Raw genomic sequence first — 19,363 nt, 5'->3', positions numbered from 1 at the left:
GAATCGGTGCCGGACGCAAAACGGCCCGGCATTACTGCCGGGCCGTCTGGAACGATCTGGGCGGATGCCTCAGGTGTTCATCGAGTCGAAGAAGTCCGCATTGACCTTGGTCTGCCGGAGCTTGTCGAGCAGGAACTCGATGGCGTCGACCGTGCCCATCGGGTTGAGGATGCGGCGCAGCACATACATCTTCTTGAGAATGTCGTTCGCCACCAGCAGCTCTTCCTTGCGGGTGCCCGAGCGAGTGATGTCGATCGCCGGGAAGACACGCTTGTCGGAAACCTTGCGGTCGAGGATGATTTCGGAGTTGCCGGTGCCCTTGAACTCTTCGAAGATGACTTCGTCCATGCGCGAGCCGGTCTCGATCAGCGCCGTCGCAATGATGGTCAGCGAGCCGCCCTCTTCGATGTTACGGGCCGCGCCGAAGAAGCGCTTGGGACGCTGCAGGGCGTTGGCGTCGACACCGCCGGTCAGCACCTTGCCGGAGGACGGCACCACGGTGTTGTAGGCGCGGCCGAGGCGGGTGATCGAATCGAGCAGGATGACCACGTCGCGGCCATGCTCGACCAAGCGCTTGGCCTTCTCGATCACCATTTCCGAAACCTGGACGTGGCGGCCAGCCGGTTCGTCGAAGGTGGAGGAGATCACCTCACCCTTCACCGAACGCTGCATGTCGGTGACTTCTTCCGGACGCTCGTCGATCAGAAGCACGATCAGGTAGCATTCGGGATGGTTGGCGGTGATCGACTGGGCGATGTTCTGCAGCAGCACCGTCTTACCGGTACGCGGCGGCGCCACGATCAGGGCGCGCTGGCCCTTGCCGATCGGCGAGACGATGTCGATGACGCGCGAGGAATAATCCTTCTTGGTGGCGTCGCCGATTTCGAGCTTCAGCCGCTGGTTGGGATAGAGCGGCGTGAGGTTGTCGAAATTGATCTTGTGCTTGGTCTTGTCCGGATCTTCGAAATTGATCGTGTTGACCTTGAGCAGGGCGAAATAGCGCTCGCCATCCTTGGGAGAGCGGATGATGCCCTCGACCGTATCGCCGGTGCGCAGGCCGAATTTGCGGATCTGCGAGGGTGACACATAGATGTCGTCAGGGCCGGGCAGATAATTGGCCTCGGGCGAGCGCAGGAAGGCGAAGCCGTCCTGCAGCACCTCGACGACACCTTCGCCGACGATCTCGACCTCGCGATTGGCGAGCTGCTTGAGCACGGCGAACATGAGTTCCTGCTTGCGCATCGAGGAGGCGTTCTCGACCTCGAGTTCCTCCGCGAAGGCAAGCATTTCGATTGGGGTTTTGGATTTGAGATCCTGAAGTTTGATTTCCCGCATGGGGGTCCTTGTTGGGGGATGGATTCGTTGGATCACGCGCATCAAAGAAGCGCGAATAAGAAGATTCTCGGGGGGAACAGGTCTTGTTATCGCCAGACTTAGTCTTGCGTCAGCGCCGTGGCCGGGTTCGACACCCATACCCTCAAGACGCCAGCCTGCAATGGAAGGAGAAAGGCTTTATACAGCCGGCCCTGCGCCTGGGCAAGCGGGCGGACCGGCCAAATGTCGAAAAAGCGTGAAATCCTCAGAAGGGCTTCACCACGACCAGGATGACGATCAGGATCATCAGAACGGTAGGAATTTCGTTGATCATCCGGAAGAATTTCGCCGGGCGGACATTGCGGTCCTCGGCGAATTCCCGCGTCAGCTTCGAAAACCAGCCATGCACGCCCGAAAGCAGCAGCACAGCCAAGAATTTCGCATGGAACCAGGGCTGGCTGTAGAAGCCAGACGACCACACCAGCAGCAGGCCGAAAATCCAGGTTGCGCCCATGGCCGGGTTGATGATGGCCTTCAGGAGGCGGCGTTCCATCACCTTGAAGGTTTCGCTCTGGATCGAGCCCTTGGCGGCTTCGGCGTGATAGACGAACAGGCGCGGCAGATAGAGCATGCCCGCCATCCAGGCGATCACGGCGATGATGTGCCCCGCCTTTACGAGATCATAGGCCGTGCCGCCATATTCCATCACGTCGTTCCTGCATTTGGTGGGTGCCGCCCCTTCTCCTCGTCAGCGAGAAGGCTGCTTTTCCGGCACCGATTGTCACCAGTCTAACAACCCTAGCCCCTGATTCGCTTCAGCATCTGCTCGACATGGGCGATCGGCGTCTGCGGCACGATGCCGTGGCCCAGATTGAAGATGAAGGGCTTGCCGGAGAGGTTCTCGAGAATGCGGTCGAGCGCCCGGTTCAGGGGATCGCCGCCCGCCACCAGCGCCAGGGGGTCGAGATTGCCCTGTACCGGCTTCAGCGGCTGGACTTCCTGTGCCGCCCAGGCTGGATCGACTGCCCAATCGAGCCCGATGGCATCGACCGCCACATCCTGCGCATAATCGCGATAGAAGGAACCCGCGCCACGCGGAAAGCCGATGATGCGCGCTCCGGGACGGCGCGCCCTGACGCCCTCGACGATGCGCTTGGCAGGTTCGATAGCCCAGCGCTCGAATTCGTCCGGCGGAAGGATGCCCGCCCAGCTGTCGAATATCTGGACAGCGTCGACGCCATTTTCAAGCTGAGCCGCCAAATAATCGATCGAAGCCGCCACCAGTCGGTCGATCAGGGCGGCGAAGAAGACCGGATCCTGATAAGCGGCGAGGCGTGCGGGCAGCTGGTCCTTCACCCCGCGTCCGGCGATCATATAGGTCGCCACTGTCCAGGGCGCCCCGCAAAAGCCGAGGAAGGTCACATTGACCGGCAGCGTCGCCTTGACCTGGCGGATGGTCTCGAACACAGGCGCCAGATGATCGAGATCGACCTGGCTCTTGAGACCCGCCAGGCCGGCAAGGTCCGTGACCGGCTCCAGCCGCGGGCCCTCGCCCTCCTCGAACCAGACTTTCTGTCCCAAGGCATCGGGCACCACCAGAATGTCCGAGAACAGGATGGCAGCATCGAAGCCGAAGCGCCTGATCGGCTGCAAGGTCGCCTCGATGGCGAGATCGGGCGTGTAGCAGAAGTTCAGAAAGCCCGAAGCCTTGGTCCTGATCGCCCGATATTCCGGCAGATAGCGTCCCGCCTGGCGCATCAGCCAGATTGGCGGCACCGGCTGAGCCTTGCCGGCGAGGACATCGAGGAGAGCTTTGGTCATATGGGTCAGGCTTTCTCGGCAATACGAAGCAGGGGCGATGGATCGAACCGGGTGCTTCGGCCGGTTGGCCCCGCTGGAAGATTGAGACGTCGCTGGACTATCGCATCCATTCTTGAGGGCGTTCGGAAATCCAGCTCGGCGACAGGGTTCGCCCGATCCGACCTACCGCCAGAAAAAATGAAAAAGAGAGATATGAATCTTCATTCTCTTTCTTCTTAACGCCTCGTTTACCGTGCTTCCTTGCCGTCCACAATCTATTCACAGGCGGCAGGCAAGCGTCGTAGAAAATTCAGTGCGAAAAATCGGAAGAAAGCCGCGCGGATTCCAGCCGTTGAATCAAGGCGGTGGCGGCAAGCTCGGGGGGAGGGCGCCGAGTCTCACTTAGCGCCTTATGAGTCTTTTGCAGCCGAGCACGCGGAATCCCATCCCAAGCGATCAGCCTGTTGATGAAAGATCGAGTTCTTCCACAGCCTCTCTTAAGAAGGGGTTAAGGCCCTTCAGCTGTCCCCACTTGTCCACAAGGCCATCCCGCGCTACGTCCTGTCATGGCCACAAGAAGCTTCTTCCATCTTCACCTGGTTTCGGACTCCACCGGCGAGACTTTGATCATGGCCGGGCGAGCCGTCGCCGCCCAGTATCCGGCAGTCTCGGCGCTCGAGCATATCTACCCGCTGGTACGCAGCGAGCGCGATCTCGACCGCACCATCGCCGAGATCGAAGCCAATCCGGGCGTGGTGCTCTATACTCTGGTCGAACCGGAACTGGCGGAGCGGCTGGAGCGCAGCTGCCGCGAGATGGGCGCTCCGGTATTATCGGTGCTGCAGCCGATCTTCGATCTGTTCAAATCCTATCTCGGCACCGAGGTGATGGTGAAGCCCGGCGCCCAGCATGTGCTGAATGCCGATTATTTCCGCCGCATCGACGCGCTCAACTACACGATGATGCATGATGACGGCCTGATGCCGACCGATTACGAGGAAGCCGACGTGCTGCTCCTCGGCGTCAGCAGAACCTCCAAGACGCCGACCTCGATCTATCTGGCTCATCGCGGTGTCAAGACCGCCAATATTCCACTGGTTCCCGGCGTGCCGCTGCCGCCGGAAGTCGAGCATCTGAAGAATCCGCTGATCGTTGGCCTGTTCGCCTCGCCCGAGCGCATCGTGCAGATCCGCGAGAACCGTGTGCTGACCCTCAGCCCGCATCACGAAGTGGATACCTATACCGACCGCATGGCGGTGGCCGAGGAGATCGCCCAGTCCCGGCGCCTGTTCTCTCAGCGCGGCTGGCCGATGATCGACGTCACCCGCCGTTCGATCGAGGAAACCGCGGCGGCCATCCAGGGCCTGCTGCGCGCCCATCGCCGCGCCCGCATCGTGGAGACGTAAGGGCAGCTGCTGTCGTTCATGCTGTAGCGCCGGATACAACGCCGAGGCGCGGGAACGGCTATGTCTTCACCGACAGAGCTTGGCGATCGTCGGGATTCGACTTCGAGATCGCCTTTTTGTCATTGCTTCGCTGCGCTCGCAATGACGACGGGTAATCCGGCTGGAATTGGGCTGGTTTGGTAGGTTCGGGAACGATTGACGATGATTGCCGATGCAACGCCTGTGGCGCCGAAACCTCGCCCGGTTCTGAGCTTTCTCGTCCACCTCGCCTTCTGTCTCATCGGCATCGCCCTCGCTTCGCTCACGGCGGCCCTGACCTATATCGGCGCGATCATGGTTCGGTCCGATACCGGCCTCGGCGATGCCGGGGATGCCCCGACCCTGATTGGTGCCCTGGCTTATATGACCGTGCTGCTCGCCGGCCTGCCGGCACTGCTGACCCGTGCCCTCATGCACCTGCTCGGCTGGCGGGCGCCCTGGCCCTATATGGCGGCGGCGGCGATCGTCGCGGCCGTCGGTGCGGTCTATCTGATGTTCGGTACCGAGTGGATTTCCAACGGGAACCCCGAACTTGCCGGCGTAGCCCTCGGCTTCGGTTTGATGGGGGCGCTCTGCGGCCTGGTGTTCTGGCTGGTGGCGGTATGGCTGCCCGACCGCCTTTTGAGGCGCTAGCGCCGCTGCATCCTGATTGATTGGGTCATTACGCTTGGCCTGAGCCCCGCGTGACTGGCCGCCGGCAGCTGCTTGCGTTCTATGGCGAAACATCTATTCTTGTTGAACAAATGTACAACAAGAGATCAGGTCGAGATGCCCCGCAATCCGCGCTACGACATTCTGTTCGAACCGGTGCGCGTTGGCCCGGTCACCGCACCCAATCGCTTCTACCAGACACCGCACGCCACCGGCATGGGCTATCTCAGGCCGGAAAGCGGCGCCAAGCTGCGCGGCATCAAGGCAGAGGGCGGCTGGGGTGTAGTCTGCACGGAATATTGCTCGATCCATCCGAGTTCGGACGATTCGCCCTTCGGCTTCCTGACCCTGTGGGACGAGGACGATGTGCGCTCGCTCATGCCCACGGTGGAAGCCATCCATGATCATGGCAGCCTTGCCGGCGTGGAGCTGTGGCATGGCGGCTCCCATGCCAATAACCGCCTGACGCGCGAGCCCGTCCTGGCGCCGTCGGCCCGTCCGGCCCTGATTCCGCAGCCGGGCAGTGCGCGCGCCATGGACAAGGCCGACATCAAGGCGTTCCGGACCTGGCACCGCGATGCTGCCCTGCGGGCCAGGCGGGCCGGCTTCGACATCGTCTATTGCTATGCCGGCCACGATTATCTGCCGTTCCAGTTCCTGTCGCCCCGCCTCAATCTGCGCGGCGACGAATATGGCGGCAGCCTCGCCAATCGCGTCAGGCTGCTGCGGGAACTGATCGAGGACACGCATGAGGCCGTCGGCGACCGCTGCGCGGTTGCCGTGCGCCTGTCGGTCGACGAATTGCACGGGCCGCGCGGCATCACCTCCCAGGGGGAAGGGCGGGAGATCCTGGCCATGCTGGCGGAGTTGCCGGATCTGTGGGACGTCAACGTCTCCGGGTCGCTCGGCAATGATTCCCGCTCCGCCCGCTTCAGCGACGAAGGCTTCCAGGAAGAGCATGTCGCCTTCGTCAAGGCTCTCACCAGCAAGCCGGTAGTCAGCGTCGGGCGTTTCACCTCGCCCGACAGCATGGTGAGCCAGGTCCGGCGCGGCATCCAGGATTTCATCGGCGCCGCCCGCCCCTCCATCGCCGACCCCTTCCTGCCCAGGAAAATCGATGAGGGCCGGGAGGACGAGATCCGCGAATGCATCGGCTGCAATATCTGCCGTTCGGCCAACAACGAGGCCGTGCCGCTGCGCTGCACGCAAAATCCCACCATCGGCGAGGAATGGCGGCGCGGCTGGCATCCCGAGCGCATCGAAACGACGGCCGGCGGGCCGTCACGCGTGCTGGTGGTAGGCAGCGGCCCGGCGGGCCTCGAATGCGCCCTGACCCTCGGGCGCCGCGGGCATCGCGTGATGCTCGCCGAGGCCGAGCGCCGGCTCGGCGGCCGTATCAATCGCGAATCCACCCTGCCGGGGCTCGCCAGCGGGGCTCGCGTGCGCGACTACCGCCTCACCATGATCGGCAAGCTGCCGGCCATCGAGCTCTTTCCGGAAAGCCCGCTCGCTGCCGAGGACGTTTTGGGGCTCGAGGCCGAGCATGTCGTGCTCGCGACCGGCAGCCGCTGGCGGCGCGACGGCATCGGCAGCCTCGGCGAGGAGGCCGCTGACCTCGGCACCGGCCAGATCCTTACGCCCGACGACATCTTCGCCGGTGCCGAGGTTGGCGGGCCGGTGCTGATCTATGACGACGAGCATTACGCCATGGGCGGTGCTCTGGCCGAGACCTTCCGCAGGCAAGGCCATGAGGTGCGGCTGGCCACTCCGGCAGCCATGTTTTCGAGTTGGACCGTGATGACGGACGAGCAGTTCTTCATCCACAGGCGACTCCTGGAACTTGGCGTGGAACCGCTGCTCGGCCAGCGCCTGGCCGGAGCGGCGGATGGCGTGGCCGAACTCGCCTGCACCTATACCGGGCGGATCCGCCGGCATGATTTCGGCACCCTCGTCCTGGTCACCGGCCGCATGGCGGAGGATGGCCTCTATCGCGAGTTGGCCGATAGGGCCGGGCAGTGGGCGGCGGCCGGCCTCCGCTCCGTCACCCGCATCGGCGATTGCCTGGCACCCTCGTCGATCGCCGACGCCGTGCATGCCGGCCATCGCTGGGCCCGCGAGTTCGACAGGCCGCCGGCCGAGGTCGTGCCGCGCCGGGAGCGGCCACTGCCGGCTTGAAGCTGGCGTTTCCGATATCATCCTTCGCTTCTACCGCAGGGGCCCCAGCGCGCTTTCGAGCAGGCCGAGGCTGGCCTCTTCGGCCTCGGCCGGGGTCACCGCCTTGTCGTCGAGGCACCATTCCAGCCAGAGGCCGTCGACCAAAGCGATGAAATTGCGAGCGAGTCCGGCGGCATCGACTTGCCGGCTGCGATGGGCTGCGATGGCGGCGATTTCGACGGCCAGTTCGCCGCGATAGGCCTCGTAGAGGCGGCGATGAGCCTGGCGGAGCTTGTCATTGACGGCGATCTCGCCCCACAGCGCCAGCCAGACCAGCAGATTGTCGCGGGTGAAGGAACGCGGCTGGAAATTGGAGCGCACCAGGGCGAGCAGGACGGCCTCAGGCGGGTTCCCTGTCCGGTCTTGCCGCTGCCGGCGAGCCTGCGCGATATGCTCGCTGACGCTTTCATAGAGCGAGGATTGGTAGACCTCGACCAGGAGATCGTCGAGGCTGCCGAAATGATGGTTGATCAGGCCGCGCGAGACCTGGGCTTCCTTGCAGATGCTGTCGATGGTGAAGGCGGCGATACCGCCCTTGGCGAGAGCGCGTATGGCGGCCTCGATCAGTTGGCGCCGGCGGACGTCTGCGGTTTCGCGGTTGAAGCGGGGCGCGCGCTTGGCGGGGCGGGGCGGTGTCGGCGAAACGGAGCTCAAACCCAATCGCTTTCTTCCGACACCGGCGTGCGCTCAGTTCTTGGGCGGCGTGCCGATATCGAAGCTGAAATATCTCTTGGCGAGCTTGTCGAACTCACCGCTCTTGTAGACGGCAGTGATGCCCGCATCGAGCCTGGCCTTCAAGTCGATATCGCCCTTGCGCAGGCCGCCGGCGATACCCGCCTCGAAAATCGGGTCCTTGGGCACGTTCTTGACCTCGCAGCATTCGCCGTCCTTGCCCTTGAGAAAATCGGCCAGCGCGATGCTGTCGGCCAGGCCGAGATCGAGGCGGCCGGCGACGAGATCGGCGTTGGCAGCATCCTGGGTCGAGTAGGTCTTCACGCTGGCTTCGGGATAGGCGCGAGCGATATAATCGGCATAGACCGTACTCGTCTGCACGCCGACGGTCTTGCCCTTCAGCCCGCCGGGCGAAAAGTCGAAGCTGTCGCCCTTGGCGCCGACGAAGTGAGCCGGGGTGGTGTAATAGGGGATGGTGAAGGCGATCTGCTGGGAGCGTTCCGGCGTGATGCCCATCGAGGCCCAGATCACGTCGATCTTGTTTGAATTGAGCGCCGGGATGATGCCGTCCCAGGCGGTCTGCACGATCTCGCAATCGAGCTTGGCGGCCTTGCAGACGGCCTTGGCGAGATCGACCTCGAAACCGACCCATTGCCCCTCGGCATCCTTGGCCGCGAAGGGCGGATAGGGTTCGGCGGCAAGGCTGACGCGGGTCGGCGCGGCCTCGGCCCCGGTGATGGCGACGTAGAGCAGGGCGGCGGCGGCAATACAACGCGTCCCGATGTGAAGAGGCATGGTGTCTTTCCGTTCTCTCTGGCTGCACAGGCATGGCCGCGAAAGATCGGATGATCGGCAGGGACAGGCATGAACGTTTCCCGATGCCGAGCATCCTCCGCCACGGCTGCTGTTCTCTCTTATTGAACAAACGTACAACAAGAAAAATGAGGATGCAATGGCCGTGGCGGCTGGTCGGAACGCGACAGGTCAACGGCATCGCGCGTCGGCAACGGCGAGATGCCGGCAGGTCGTGATTTTGCTGTGAATTTGCAGGAGTTGAGTAGGGCGAGAGCGCTCCTCCATTCGCGGCTTGGCATAGAATGGGGAGGCTTGATCGGCCACTGCGAGCGGGGTGTGAATGAGCGAGGATCGGGCCCTACAGCCGCCAGGCGATCGTCCGGCGCTCGTTTTGCTTTTTCATTTGGCTTTCAGCCTGCTGGGCATCGCCCTAGCCTCGCTCATGGCGGCGCTGGTTTATGTCAGCGCGGCGGCGCTTCAAGGCGGAAAGTTCTTCCCTTTGGAACTGCAAGAGTCCTTTCCGGCGGCGACCCCGGTCACGAGCCTGGCTGCGCTGACGGCGATGTTTGCAGTCATTCCCGCCTTGTTGACGCGAGGAGCCGCGCAGTTGATCGGGTGGAGATCGCCCTGGCTCTACATGGCCGCGGCCGCGGTTTTTGCCGTCGCCACCTATTTCGAGATGGCCCGCACTGCGGAGTTGTTAGCAGAGGATCCCCGTCTTGCCATGGATGCCACGGCTTTCGTCGCGCTGGGCGCAGCGTGCGGCCTGGTGTTCTGGCTGGTGGCGGTGCGGCTGCCGGCCGGTCTTGCAAAGCGATGAGCCCGTCCAGACCGGCAGGCTCTGCCCTCAAACCCTGGCGGCCAGGGCCTCGAACAGCTGGAGATTCAGCCTGTCGGTGGGATCGTCCACCGGTTCGGGTTGCGACGACATCTTGACGATCACCACCTCGGCGGCTGGGTTCACATAGAGCCACTGGCCGTGAATGCCGATGGCCAGGAAGGCGCCGTTGGCATAGCCAGTCTGATACCATTTGTTGCGGTAGCGGCCCTGGCCGAGCAGATGCACGAAATCGCCCTGCTGCCAGGCTTCGCTGCTGCCGCCCCGGCGGGTGTCCTCGACCCAGTTTTGCGAGACGATGCGGGTGCCGTCGAGACTGCCGCCCTGGCGCATCATTTCGCCGACACGGGCAAGATCCCGCGCGCTCATGCTGATGCCGCCGGCAGCCCGTGCGGTGCCGGCCGCGTCGACGGTGACGATGCCATCCTGGCGGGCACCGATCTTCTGCCACAGACGCGAGGAGGCGTAGTCGGCATAGCGCTCACCGCTGGCCCGTTCGACCACAATGCCAAGCAGGTCGGAATTGGGCGAGCGGTAGCGGAAGGGGCCGCCATGCTCGCCGGCGCCCTTGGGCATGGAGGCGATAAAGCCCAGCAGCGTGCCGGGATCCTGCCCCGGCGCCGAGGGGTTCCACAAGGTGGCGCGCCGATAGCGGGCAAACTCGCCGGTGGGATCGAGATAGGCTTCCTCGAAGGAGAGGCTGACGCGCATGTCGAGCAGATGGCGCACGCTGGCGTCGGCAAAGGCCGAACCTGCGACTTCGGGCACATAGTCGGCGATCGGCGCCTCGGGGTCGAGCCGTCCCTCGTCCTCGGCGACACCGGTCAGGATCGCGGTCAGCGATTTGGAGATGGAAAAGACGATGTGGCGGCTGGCGCTGGTGAAATGCGCGGCATGGTAGTCGGCGACGAAGCGGCCCGCCTTCATCACCACCAGGGCATCCGTGGAGGTCTTTTCGAGGATATCGGCGAGAGAACCCCGCTCCGCCCCGATCTCCAGTTTTTCGCGCAGCAGGCCGGAAGGATCGGCATCCGGGGGTTCGGGCAGGGCGGCGTTGGCGGCGATCCGGGCCGTCGGCACCAGTTCGGACACGTTGCGGAAGGCCCAGACATTCCAGGGCGCCTGGCGCCAATTGCCGAGCTGCACGGCATCACGGCGAAAGCCATAAGCGGTTTCGAAGGCTGAAAGAGACATGGGTGATGGATATACGTGAGCAATTGATGGGAGATCAGGATGTGACGTAATCAGCCTTCTCCCCTTGTGGGAGAAGGTGGCGCGAAGCGCCGGATGAGGGGTTTTGTGCGACCGTACCAGAAGGGTGGTGCGACCCCTCATCCGCCCCTTCAGGGCACCTTCTCCCGCAAGGGGAGAAGGAAATCGCGCTTCATTCTTCTTGGTCGAGATGGACGCCCCTACTTCTGCAGCTCGGTCCAGATCTTGCTGTAGAGCTCGGTCACTTCGGGCGGGCAGGCATGCGAGAACTCGGCGGTCTTCATGATCGCCTCGGGCACGTTGACCTCAGGCGCATCCTTCATGTCGGCCGGCATGAACTTTTCCGAACCAGCGATGCCGTTGGCATAGCGATGGAAGGCCGAGTTCATCGCAGCGTTTTCAGGATCCATCATGAAGTTCATGAACAGCTTGGCGTTCTCGACATTCTTGGCTTCCTTCAGCACGACGATGTTGTCGCTCCACAGCTGCACGCCTTCCTTCGGATAGCCGTAATGGATCTGCGGGTGGCCCAGGCGCTGGCGCAGGGCCGAGCCATTCCAGTCGCTGGAAGCCTTGAAGTCGCCGGCGCCCATCTTCTCGATGGTGTTGTATTCCATCGCGATCCAGTTGGGCTTGGCCTTGACCAGGGTGTCGCGCACCTTCTTGAGCAGGGCCTTGTCGCCGTCGCACATCTTGCCGCCATTGTAGCGGATGGCGGCGTGGATGACGTCGTTCATCTCGGGCACGACATTGGTCTTGCCCTTCAGCTCGGGCGGCGTGTCGAAGATGATGCCCCAGGTGTTGATGTCACCCTTGTAGACGTCGGTATTGACCACGACACCGACCGTGCCCCAGGCCCATGGCACCGAATATTTGCGGCCGGGATCGAAGGGCGGATCGGCCCATTCCTTGGCGACGTTCTTGAAGTTCTCCATCTTGGAGGGGTCGACCTCCTGGACGAGGCCTTCGGAGATCCAGATCGGGATGAAGTTCTGCGAGGGCATGGCGATGTCGTAGCCCGTGCCGCCCTGGCGCACCTTGGCGAGCGCCGTGTCATTGGAGTCGTAGTCGGTGATGGTGACCTTGACGTTGTATTTCTGCTCGAACTTCTTGATCATCTCCGGGCTGGTGTAGTTGCCCCAGTTGAAGATGTTGAGCGCGCCCTCCGCGCTGGCGAGGCTCGTGGATGCGAGCAGCGCCAGGGCGGCCGCTGTGGCCGTCGATTTCCAGTTCATCTCTGTCTCCCGTTACAAAGCCGGGGCACCGGCTTGAGCTCTATTGCCCCCAACCTGAGTGGCGATGCGGCGGTTGGACGAAGATGTGATCTTCGCTCCATCCGGCGCATCAGTCTTTCTTCCTGCTGATGAAGAAGAAAATCGTGACGATGACGACGGACAAGAGCAGGAAGACCGTCGACAGCGCATTGACTTCGGGTGTGACGCCGCGGCGCAGCTGGCCGAGCATATAGGTCGGCAGCGTGTCCTGGCCGCCGGACTTGACGAATTCGGTGATCACCACATCGTCGAGCGAGGTGACGAAGGCCAGCATCAGGCCGGCGAGGATGCCGGGCCAGAGCAGCGGCAGCGTCACGCGCCGGAAAGCCCGCCAGGGCGTGGCATAGAGGTCGGCGGCGGCGCGCTCCAAGGTGAGGTCCATGCCTTCCAGGCGCGCGCGGATCGGCAGATAGGCGAAGGGCACGCAGAAGGCTGTGTGGGCGGCGATCAGATAGGCCAGGCCGTCATAGCCGGTGACGATCTTGATGCGGGAAAAGAAGATCAGCAGCGCCACGCCGGTGACGATCTCGGGCACCATCAGCGGCTGGTTGATGGCCGAATAGGTGAAGGTGAGGCCCGGATAGGCTTCGGTACGTGTGGTCGCCAGCGCTGCCATGGTGGCGCAGACGGTGGAGAGCACCGCGGCGATGGTGGCGATCTGGAAGGAGCGCAGGGTGGCATCGACCACCTGGTCGTTGTTCCAGGCCGCCACGAACCATTTCAGCGAGAAGCCGCCCCAGGTGGAGACCGAGGAGGATTCGTTGAAGGCGTAGATCACCATCACCACGATCGGCAGATAGAGCAGCACGAAGCACAGCAGCGCGATGGTGGTGAAGCCGGGCTGGCGGCGGATCGAGAAGGGCTCAGCCATGTTTCACCCCCGAGCCACCCGTATTGCGCACATAGACCAGCAGCGCCACCATCACGATCGCCATCACCGTGATGGAGAGCGAGGCGCCCAGCGGCCAGTTGCGGCCCTGGCCGAACTGCAGCTCGATCAGGTTGGACAGCATCATGTTCTTGCCGCCGCCGAGCAGGTTCGGCGTGACATAGGCGCCGAGCGCGGGAATGAACACCAGGATGGAGCCGGCGACGATGCCGGGCTTGGTCAGCGGGATGATGATGCGGCGGAGCACCTGGAAGCGGCTGGCATAGAGATCATAGCCGGCCTCGACCAGGCGGAAGTCGAACTTCTCCATGCTGGCATAGATCGGCAGGACCATCAGCGGCAGGTAGACATAGGCCATGCCGGCCAGGATGGCGGTATCGGTATAGAGGATCTGCAGCGGTGCCGAGATCACGCCGAGCTTGATCAGCACCATGTTGAACAGGCCTTCGTTGCGGATGATCTGCAGCATGGCGAAAGTGCGGATCAGAAGGTTGGTCCAGAACGGGATGGTGATCAGGAACAGCCAGAGGTCGCGCCGGTGGGCCGGCCGCGTCGAGATGAAGTAGGCGGTGGGAAAACCGAGCGCCAAGGTCACCACGGTGGTCATCAGCGCCAGCTTCACCGAGCGCCAGAAGATGGTGAGATGGGCGCTGGCCAGCGACAGGGTGTCGTCGAACATGTCGCGTTCGAAGAGGACCGAGGTCCAGCCTTCGGTGGAGAATTGCCACTTCACGTCGCCATAGGGTCCCGGCACCAGGAAGGAATAGACCAGCACGATCAGGAGCGGGCCGGTGGCGGCGACCAGGATCACAAGGAGAGCAGGTGCGGACAGCAGCCAGCGGTTGCGGGTTTCGTTGCGGCGGGCCTTGGTGGCGATTTCGGCAGCGTCCGTCATCAGTCCCTCAACACCCGGGCTGTGCCTTCGGCAAAGGTGACGCCGGCGCGCTGGCCAGGCTCGAAGGCCTGTCCTGGGCTGGTCACCGCTCCAGCCCCGGTATTCTGCCGGCGCACGGTGAAGCGGGGCCCGTGATCGAGCCGCAGATGGAAATGCGTATCGGTGCCCAGATAGACGACATTCTCCACCGTCCCGGCCAGGAGGGCGCCTTCGGCGGCGGTGAGCTGGGCATGTTCGGGGCGCACCACCAGCCAGGTCTTGTCGGCGGGCTGGTGCCCGTCGCTGAGGCCGGCCGTGATTTCGCGGCCCGAGGGCAGCTTGACGCGGGCCTGGGCGCCGTTGCGGCCGAGAAAATCGGTCTCGATGAAATTGGTCTCGCCGATGAACTCGGCGACGAAGCGCTCGGCCGGCGTGTCGTAGATGTCGCGCGGGCCGCCCACCTGCAGGATCCGTCCGGCCGACATCACCGCGATGCGGTCCGACATGGCCAGGGCTTCCTCCTGGTCATGGGTGACGAAGATGAAGGTGATGCCGGTCTCGTGCTGCAGGCGCTTCAATTCGAGCTGCATTTCCTTGCGCAGCTTGTAGTCGAGGGCTGAGAGCGGCTCGTCGAGCAGCAGCACCTTGGGCTGGGGCGCCAGGGCGCGGGCAAGCGCCACGCGCTGCTGCTGGCCGCCCGAGATCTGGCTGGTCTTGCGATCGGCCAGGTGCTCCATGCGCACCAGGCGGAGCATCTCGGCGACCCGCGTGCCGATCTCGGCCTTGGGCTTGCCCAGCATTTCCAGGCCGAAGCCGATATTCTCGGCTACCGACATGTGCGGGAAGAGGGCATAGCTCTGGAACACCGTGTTGACCGGCCGCTTGAAGGGCGGCAGGCCCGCAATGTCCTCGCCATAGAGCAGGATCTGCCCGGAGGTGGGGAAATCGAACCCGGCGATCAGGCGCAGCAGCGTGGTCTTGCCGCAGCCCGACGGCCCGAGCAAGGTGAAGAATTCATTCTGGCGAATGGATACGCTGACCGTATCCAGAGCGACGAAGGCATGGTCGCCAGCGCCGAAAACCTTCCGCACATCGCGAACTTCGATTGAATTGACAACCGTTCCGTCCGGCACGCACAACCCCTCATCTGCCTTGGCTCACGGCCAGGCTCGTCTCGGTTCATTTTTCTTGGCTTTCGATAATGTGATCACATTATCCGACGGTTTGCAACGGGCCGGTGTGCAGGATTTTCAGGCAACCCCTGCGGCTGAAGGCAGCGATCATGCGGCATTTTTGACCGCTCCCCTACGCAAAAGCGGGGCGGACTGCTAAGGCAGACGCAGAAAAACGGGATTTTCAGGCGAATGAAAAAAGTTGACGGTCGGGCCGAAGGCAGGGCTGGCGAAGCATCGCCGCGCTTCATTCTGGCCTCCAAATCCGCCATTCGCGGCGAGATGCTGCGTGCCGCCGGGCTGGCGATCGAGGCGATCCCGGCAGCGATCGACGAGCGCGGCTTCGAACGCCGATGGCAGGCGGACAATCTGGCCCCCGACCGGGTTGCCGAAGCGCTTGCCCGCGAGAAAGCCCTTGCCGTTTCCCGCGATGCGCCGGGCGCGGTGGTGATCGGCGCCGATCAGACCATGGCCTTGGGCGAGCAGCGCTTTTCCAAGGTGGCGACCTTGGCGCAGGCTCGCGACAAGCTCCTTGTCCTGCGTGGACGGCGCCACGAACTCCACTCCGCCTATGCCCTGGCCCAGGACGGCGACGTCATCGCGAGCGGCGTTGCCAGCGCCCGCCTGACCATGCGCGATTTCTCCGATGCCTTCCTCGACGACTACCTTGCCCGCGCGGGCGAGGCCATCCTGGGCAGTGTCGGCTGCTACCAGCTCGAAGGGCTGGGCGTGACCCTGTTCGAGGCGATCGAGGGTGATTATTTCACCATTCTCGGCCTTCCCTTGCTGCCTTTGCTCGCCGCGCTGCGCGAGCATGGCCTTGCGACCGCCTGAGCCTTTACAGGACCTGCCATGAAACGTGCCTTCGTCGTCGGCTACCCCATCTCCCATTCGCGCTCGCCCCTGATTCACGGCTTCTGGCTGAAGGAACTCGGTATTCAGGGCAGCTATGAACGCATCGCCGTCGAGCCTGCCGCGTTCGAGACCTTTGTCAGGACCCTGGCCGAGCAGGGTTTCGTCGGTGGCAACGTCACCGTGCCGCACAAGGAGGCGGCCTTCCGCCTCGCCAGCGTGGACGATCCTGTCGCGCGCGATCTTGAAGCCGTCAACACGCTTTGGTTCGAAGGCAGCCAGCTCAAAGGCATGAATACCGATGTCACCGGCTTCCTCGCCAATCTCGACCAGGAAGCCCCGGGCTGGAGCGCCGGGATGACGCAGGCCGTCGTATTGGGGGCCGGAGGTGCTTCCCGAGCCATTCTCTATGGGCTCCTGCAGCGCGGCGCCGAGCGGATCCTGCTGATCAACCGCACGCTGGAACGCGCCGAAGCTCTCGCCCGTCATTTCGGCACGAAGGTCACGGCTTTGGCCTGGGACCAGGCCGAGACCGCCCTTGCAGAGGCCGATCTCCTGGTCAACACCACATCGCTCGGCATGAAGGGCCAGCCGCCGCTCGATCTCGACCTCTCGCGCCTGCCGAAATCGGCGCTGGTGACCGACATCGTCTATGTGCCGCTGGAGACACCGCTGCTCGCCGCGGCCCGGCAGCTCGGCCTTGCCACGGTGGATGGGCTCGGCATGCTCCTGCACCAGGCGGTTCCCGGTTTCGAGCGCTGGTTCGGCGCCCGGCCCGAGGTGACGCCGCAATTGCGGGCGCTGGTGCTGGCGGACATCGAGGCGAAAGCGTAGGATTTCAGGGCTTCGGATTTCTGAGCCTAAGGTTTCTTGACGATCCCTGCTGGCGTGCCGGTGTGATCACGATACGAATGGGGGCGCATGCTCCCTGGAGGCGATGATGACCTTCATCCTTGGCCTGACCGGTTCGATCGGCATGGGCAAGTCGGCGACGGCGGCGATGTTCCGCGCGCGGGGCGTACCGGTGCACGACGCCGATGCCACGGTTCATCGTCTCTATGCCGGGCCGGCCGTGGAGGCGGTGGAGGCAGCCTTTCCGGGGGTGTCCGTGGATGGGGTGATCGATCGCGCCAAGCTCGGCCGGCAGGTATTCGGCAATGCCGAGGCGATGCGCACTCTCGAAACCATCGTGCATCCGCTCGTGCATGCTGCCGAACAGGATTTCCTGGCCGCTGCCCGCGCCAAGGGGGCGAACCTTGCCGTGCTCGACATCCCCCTGCTCTACGAGACCGGTGGCGAACGGCGCTGCCGGGCTGTGGCGGTGGTCTCGGCGCCCGCCCGCATCCAGCGCGAGCGCGTGATGGCGCGTCCCGGCATGGACGAGGAACGCTTCGCCGTGATCCTGGCCCGCCAGGTTCCAGATGTGGAAAAGCGCCGCCGCGCCCATTTCATCATCGATTCGAGCAAGGGTCTCGACTTTGCCCAGAGTCAGGTGGATGCCATAATCACGGCCCTGTCCTCCACCGCCTGAGTCGGAAGCGGTGAGGTGAAAAATGGTCATCTGCAGCGTCGCTTCGCTTGCCAAGACGAAAGACTTGGCTACGCTCTCTCCTCCCATTTGACTATTTTTGACCTCATCAAATTCCAAACCATAGCTGACGACGGACCCTAAATGCGCGAGATCATCCTCGATACCGAAACCACCGGCCTCGATCCCAATGAAGGGCATCGGCTGGTCGAGATCGGCTGTGTCGAGATGATCGACCGCAATCCCACCGGTGCCACCTGGCACAAATATTTCAATCCCGAGCGCGACATGCCGGTGGAAGCTTTCAACGTGCATGGGCTCTCGGCCGAGTTCCTGTCCGACAAGCCGCTCTTTGCCGAACTTGCCCAGGAATTCGTCGATTTCGTCGGTGACGCCCATCTCGTCATCCACAATGCCGGCTTCGACATGCGATTCCTCAATGCGGAGCTGAAACGGGTCAACCTCGCGGCCCTGGCGATGGACCGGGTCGTCGATACCCTGGCCATGGCACGGCGCAAGCATCCCGGCGCGCGTGCCTCGCTCGACGAACTCTGCCAGCGTTACGGCATCGACAATTCCAAGCGCGTCAAGCATGGCGCCTTGCTCGACGCCGAGATCCTGGCCGAGGTCTATATCGAGCTGACCGGCGGACGCCAGACGGCGCTCAGCCTGGCTTCAGCCTCTGCCGCCATCGTCGCCCGCGCTGGGGGCGGCACGGTCGGGGCCCGCCCCAAGGCGTTGCCGTCGCGCATTCGGCCCGAAGAACTGGCCGCCCACGAAGCCTTCATCGCCGGCCTGGGCGAGAACGCCCTGTGGAAGAAATATGCGCCGTGACGGAGCCGCAGAGATAACGGTCTGACAGCCGGCCTGTCTCATGCCGGGCGCAGGCGCCTGAAAAGACGGCCGTCTATCGCCGTCAAAGCCAGGCCGATCAAGACCATCCCGGCGAAATGCTTCGGATCGAGCCTTTCTCCGAGCACGAACCCTCCGAGCAGGATGGCGCTGATCGGGATGAGAAAGGTCACCAGGGCCAGATTGGTGGCACCTGCCGTGGTCAGGATCCGGAAATAGAGGACATAGGCGAGCGCCGTCGACATGGCGGCCAGGCCGAAGATTGCCGCCCAGACCGGCAAGCTTGGCATGGCCAGCGTCCAGGGCCGGTCGACGAGGATCGCAGCCGGTGCCAGCATCAGGGCGGAAGCCGTGACCTGCCCGGTGGCGGTGACCATCGGCGGCACGCCGAGGATCCGGAAGCGGCGGCCGAAAATGGCGGCAAGCGCATAGGAGATCGCGGCGCCGAGCACGGCAAGCTGCGCAGCAAGCTGTGCGCCGAGGCCGGCGAGGGCTTGCGGGCCGACCATCACGGCCACGCCGGCGAGCCCGATCAGTACCCCGGCAAGGCGATTGCCGGTCATGCGCTCCTCCGCTGTGAGGAAATGGGCGGCGATCACCGTCCATAGCGGCGTCGTGGCATTGAGGATGGCGGTAAGGCCCGAGGCGATCTCCGTCTGGCCCCAGACGATCAGGCAGAAGGGTGTGACGTTGTTGAGCAGGCCCATGCCGAAAAAGGCAGCCCAAAGACGCGGCTCGCGCGGCAGGGATTGGCCGTGGAACGACAGGACCACCAGCAGGATGAGCGCGGCGAGACCGACGCGCAGCAGGACGATGCTGAACGGCGGCAAGGCCCCGATCGCGATGCCGGTGAAGAAGAAGGATCCACCCCAGAGCAGCGAGAGGGCGAGCAGCAGGCCCCATTCGACGAGGCTCATCGGGCGATTGGGAGTGGCCGGTATCGACATCGTATTTGTCCGCAGAGCGAGCTTTCTCGAGATC

The 19,363-nt window shown here is 63.7% G+C and carries 19 protein-coding genes; 8 read left to right on the top strand and 11 right to left on the bottom strand.

Annotation, left to right across the window (positions count from 1 at the left end; translation table 11 throughout):
- Positions 1–69 precede the first annotated feature (69 nt).
- From rho to hemE, 3 genes are all read right to left on the bottom strand, one after another.
- Positions 70–1,335, bottom strand: coding sequence for a transcription termination factor Rho (gene rho / locus QM672_RS08420; RefSeq protein WP_311934057.1), 1,266 nt, complete (start codon positions 1,333–1,335; stop codon positions 70–72).
- Positions 1,336–1,579: 244 nt separating this feature from the next.
- Positions 1,580–2,020, bottom strand: coding sequence for a protoporphyrinogen oxidase HemJ (gene hemJ / locus QM672_RS08415; RefSeq protein WP_311934058.1), 441 nt, complete (start codon positions 2,018–2,020; stop codon positions 1,580–1,582).
- Between the two features lie 92 nt (positions 2,021–2,112).
- On the bottom strand, positions 2,113–3,135 hold the full coding sequence (gene hemE / locus QM672_RS08410) for a uroporphyrinogen decarboxylase (RefSeq protein WP_415081905.1): 1,023 nt from the start codon (positions 3,133–3,135) through the stop codon (positions 2,113–2,115).
- Between the two features lie 545 nt (positions 3,136–3,680).
- On the opposite strand from hemE, the gene QM672_RS08405 reads away from it, so the two are divergent.
- From QM672_RS08405 to QM672_RS08395, 3 genes are all read left to right on the top strand, one after another.
- On the top strand, positions 3,681–4,520 hold the full coding sequence (locus tag QM672_RS08405; RefSeq protein WP_311934060.1) for a pyruvate, water dikinase regulatory protein: 840 nt from the start codon (positions 3,681–3,683) through the stop codon (positions 4,518–4,520).
- A gap of 201 nt (positions 4,521–4,721) precedes the next feature.
- A complete protein-coding gene (locus QM672_RS08400; RefSeq protein WP_415081903.1) occupies positions 4,722–5,192 on the top strand; it encodes a hypothetical protein in 471 nt (156 codons plus the stop codon).
- 135 nt (positions 5,193–5,327) lie between these two features.
- On the top strand, positions 5,328–7,385 hold the full coding sequence (locus QM672_RS08395) for an FAD-dependent oxidoreductase (protein WP_415081901.1): 2,058 nt from the start codon (positions 5,328–5,330) through the stop codon (positions 7,383–7,385).
- A 30-nt stretch (positions 7,386–7,415) separates the two neighbouring features.
- On the opposite strand, the gene QM672_RS08390 is transcribed toward QM672_RS08395, so the two are convergent.
- Complete coding sequence (locus QM672_RS08390; protein ID WP_415081899.1) at positions 7,416–8,084, bottom strand: TetR/AcrR family transcriptional regulator; 669 nt, start codon at positions 8,082–8,084, stop codon at positions 7,416–7,418.
- Between the two features lie 27 nt (positions 8,085–8,111).
- Positions 8,112–8,891, bottom strand: coding sequence for a transporter substrate-binding domain-containing protein (locus QM672_RS08385; RefSeq protein WP_415081897.1), 780 nt, complete (start codon positions 8,889–8,891; stop codon positions 8,112–8,114).
- Between the two features lie 340 nt (positions 8,892–9,231).
- Between QM672_RS08385 and QM672_RS08380 the strand changes: the two genes are divergently transcribed.
- Complete coding sequence (locus tag QM672_RS08380) at positions 9,232–9,711, top strand: hypothetical protein (RefSeq protein WP_415081895.1); 480 nt, start codon at positions 9,232–9,234, stop codon at positions 9,709–9,711.
- 27 nt (positions 9,712–9,738) lie between these two features.
- Here QM672_RS08380 and QM672_RS08375 read toward each other — a convergent pair whose 3' ends face one another.
- From QM672_RS08375 to QM672_RS08355, 5 genes are all read right to left on the bottom strand, one after another.
- The gene (locus tag QM672_RS08375; protein WP_415081893.1) at positions 9,739–10,923 is read right to left on the bottom strand and encodes a serine hydrolase domain-containing protein; all 1,185 of its coding nucleotides are present in this window, start codon (positions 10,921–10,923) and stop codon (positions 9,739–9,741) included.
- 218 nt (positions 10,924–11,141) lie between these two features.
- Complete coding sequence (locus QM672_RS08370) at positions 11,142–12,176, bottom strand: extracellular solute-binding protein (protein ID WP_311934068.1); 1,035 nt, start codon at positions 12,174–12,176, stop codon at positions 11,142–11,144.
- 109 nt (positions 12,177–12,285) lie between these two features.
- Complete coding sequence (locus tag QM672_RS08365; protein WP_068283473.1) at positions 12,286–13,086, bottom strand: ABC transporter permease; 801 nt, start codon at positions 13,084–13,086, stop codon at positions 12,286–12,288.
- The gene (locus QM672_RS08360; RefSeq protein WP_311934070.1) at positions 13,079–13,999 is read right to left on the bottom strand and encodes an ABC transporter permease; all 921 of its coding nucleotides are present in this window, start codon (positions 13,997–13,999) and stop codon (positions 13,079–13,081) included. The genes QM672_RS08365 and QM672_RS08360 overlap by 8 nt, the downstream gene beginning before the upstream one ends.
- Positions 13,999–15,111, bottom strand: coding sequence for an ABC transporter ATP-binding protein (locus QM672_RS08355; protein ID WP_415081889.1), 1,113 nt, complete (start codon positions 15,109–15,111; stop codon positions 13,999–14,001). Before QM672_RS08355 ends, QM672_RS08360 begins: the two co-directional genes overlap by 1 nt.
- Positions 15,112–15,342: 231 nt before the next feature.
- Between QM672_RS08355 and QM672_RS08350 the strand changes: the two genes are divergently transcribed.
- The 4 genes from QM672_RS08350 (at position 15,343) to dnaQ (ending at position 18,364) form a co-directional block, all read left to right on the top strand.
- Positions 15,343–15,984: a Maf family protein gene (locus QM672_RS08350; RefSeq protein ID WP_415081887.1), complete on the top strand. Its 642-nt coding sequence runs from the start codon at positions 15,343–15,345 to the stop codon at positions 15,982–15,984.
- 18 nt (positions 15,985–16,002) lie between these two features.
- Positions 16,003–16,836, top strand: a complete 834-nt coding sequence (locus tag QM672_RS08345) for a shikimate dehydrogenase (RefSeq protein WP_415081885.1) — start codon at positions 16,003–16,005, stop codon at positions 16,834–16,836.
- 106 nt (positions 16,837–16,942) lie between these two features.
- Positions 16,943–17,533 carry a dephospho-CoA kinase gene (coaE, locus tag QM672_RS08340; RefSeq protein ID WP_415081883.1) on the top strand — a complete coding sequence of 197 codons (591 nt, stop codon included), beginning with the start codon at positions 16,943–16,945 and terminating at the stop codon, positions 17,531–17,533.
- A 141-nt stretch (positions 17,534–17,674) separates the two neighbouring features.
- Complete coding sequence (gene dnaQ, locus QM672_RS08335; protein WP_415081881.1) at positions 17,675–18,364, top strand: DNA polymerase III subunit epsilon; 690 nt, start codon at positions 17,675–17,677, stop codon at positions 18,362–18,364.
- Positions 18,365–18,402: 38 nt separating this feature from the next.
- Here dnaQ and QM672_RS08330 read toward each other — a convergent pair whose 3' ends face one another.
- Positions 18,403–19,329 (bottom strand): DMT family transporter, encoded by a 927-nt coding sequence (locus QM672_RS08330; protein ID WP_415081879.1) that lies wholly within the window; start codon positions 19,327–19,329, stop codon positions 18,403–18,405.
- Positions 19,330–19,363: the final 34 nt, after the last annotated feature.

The sequence above is a fragment of the Labrys sp. (in: a-proteobacteria) genome (assembly GCF_047605565.1).
Taxonomy (GTDB): Bacteria; Pseudomonadota; Alphaproteobacteria; order Rhizobiales; family Labraceae; genus Labrys; species Labrys neptuniae.
This window is presented reverse-complemented; position numbering and strand designations above follow the sequence as displayed.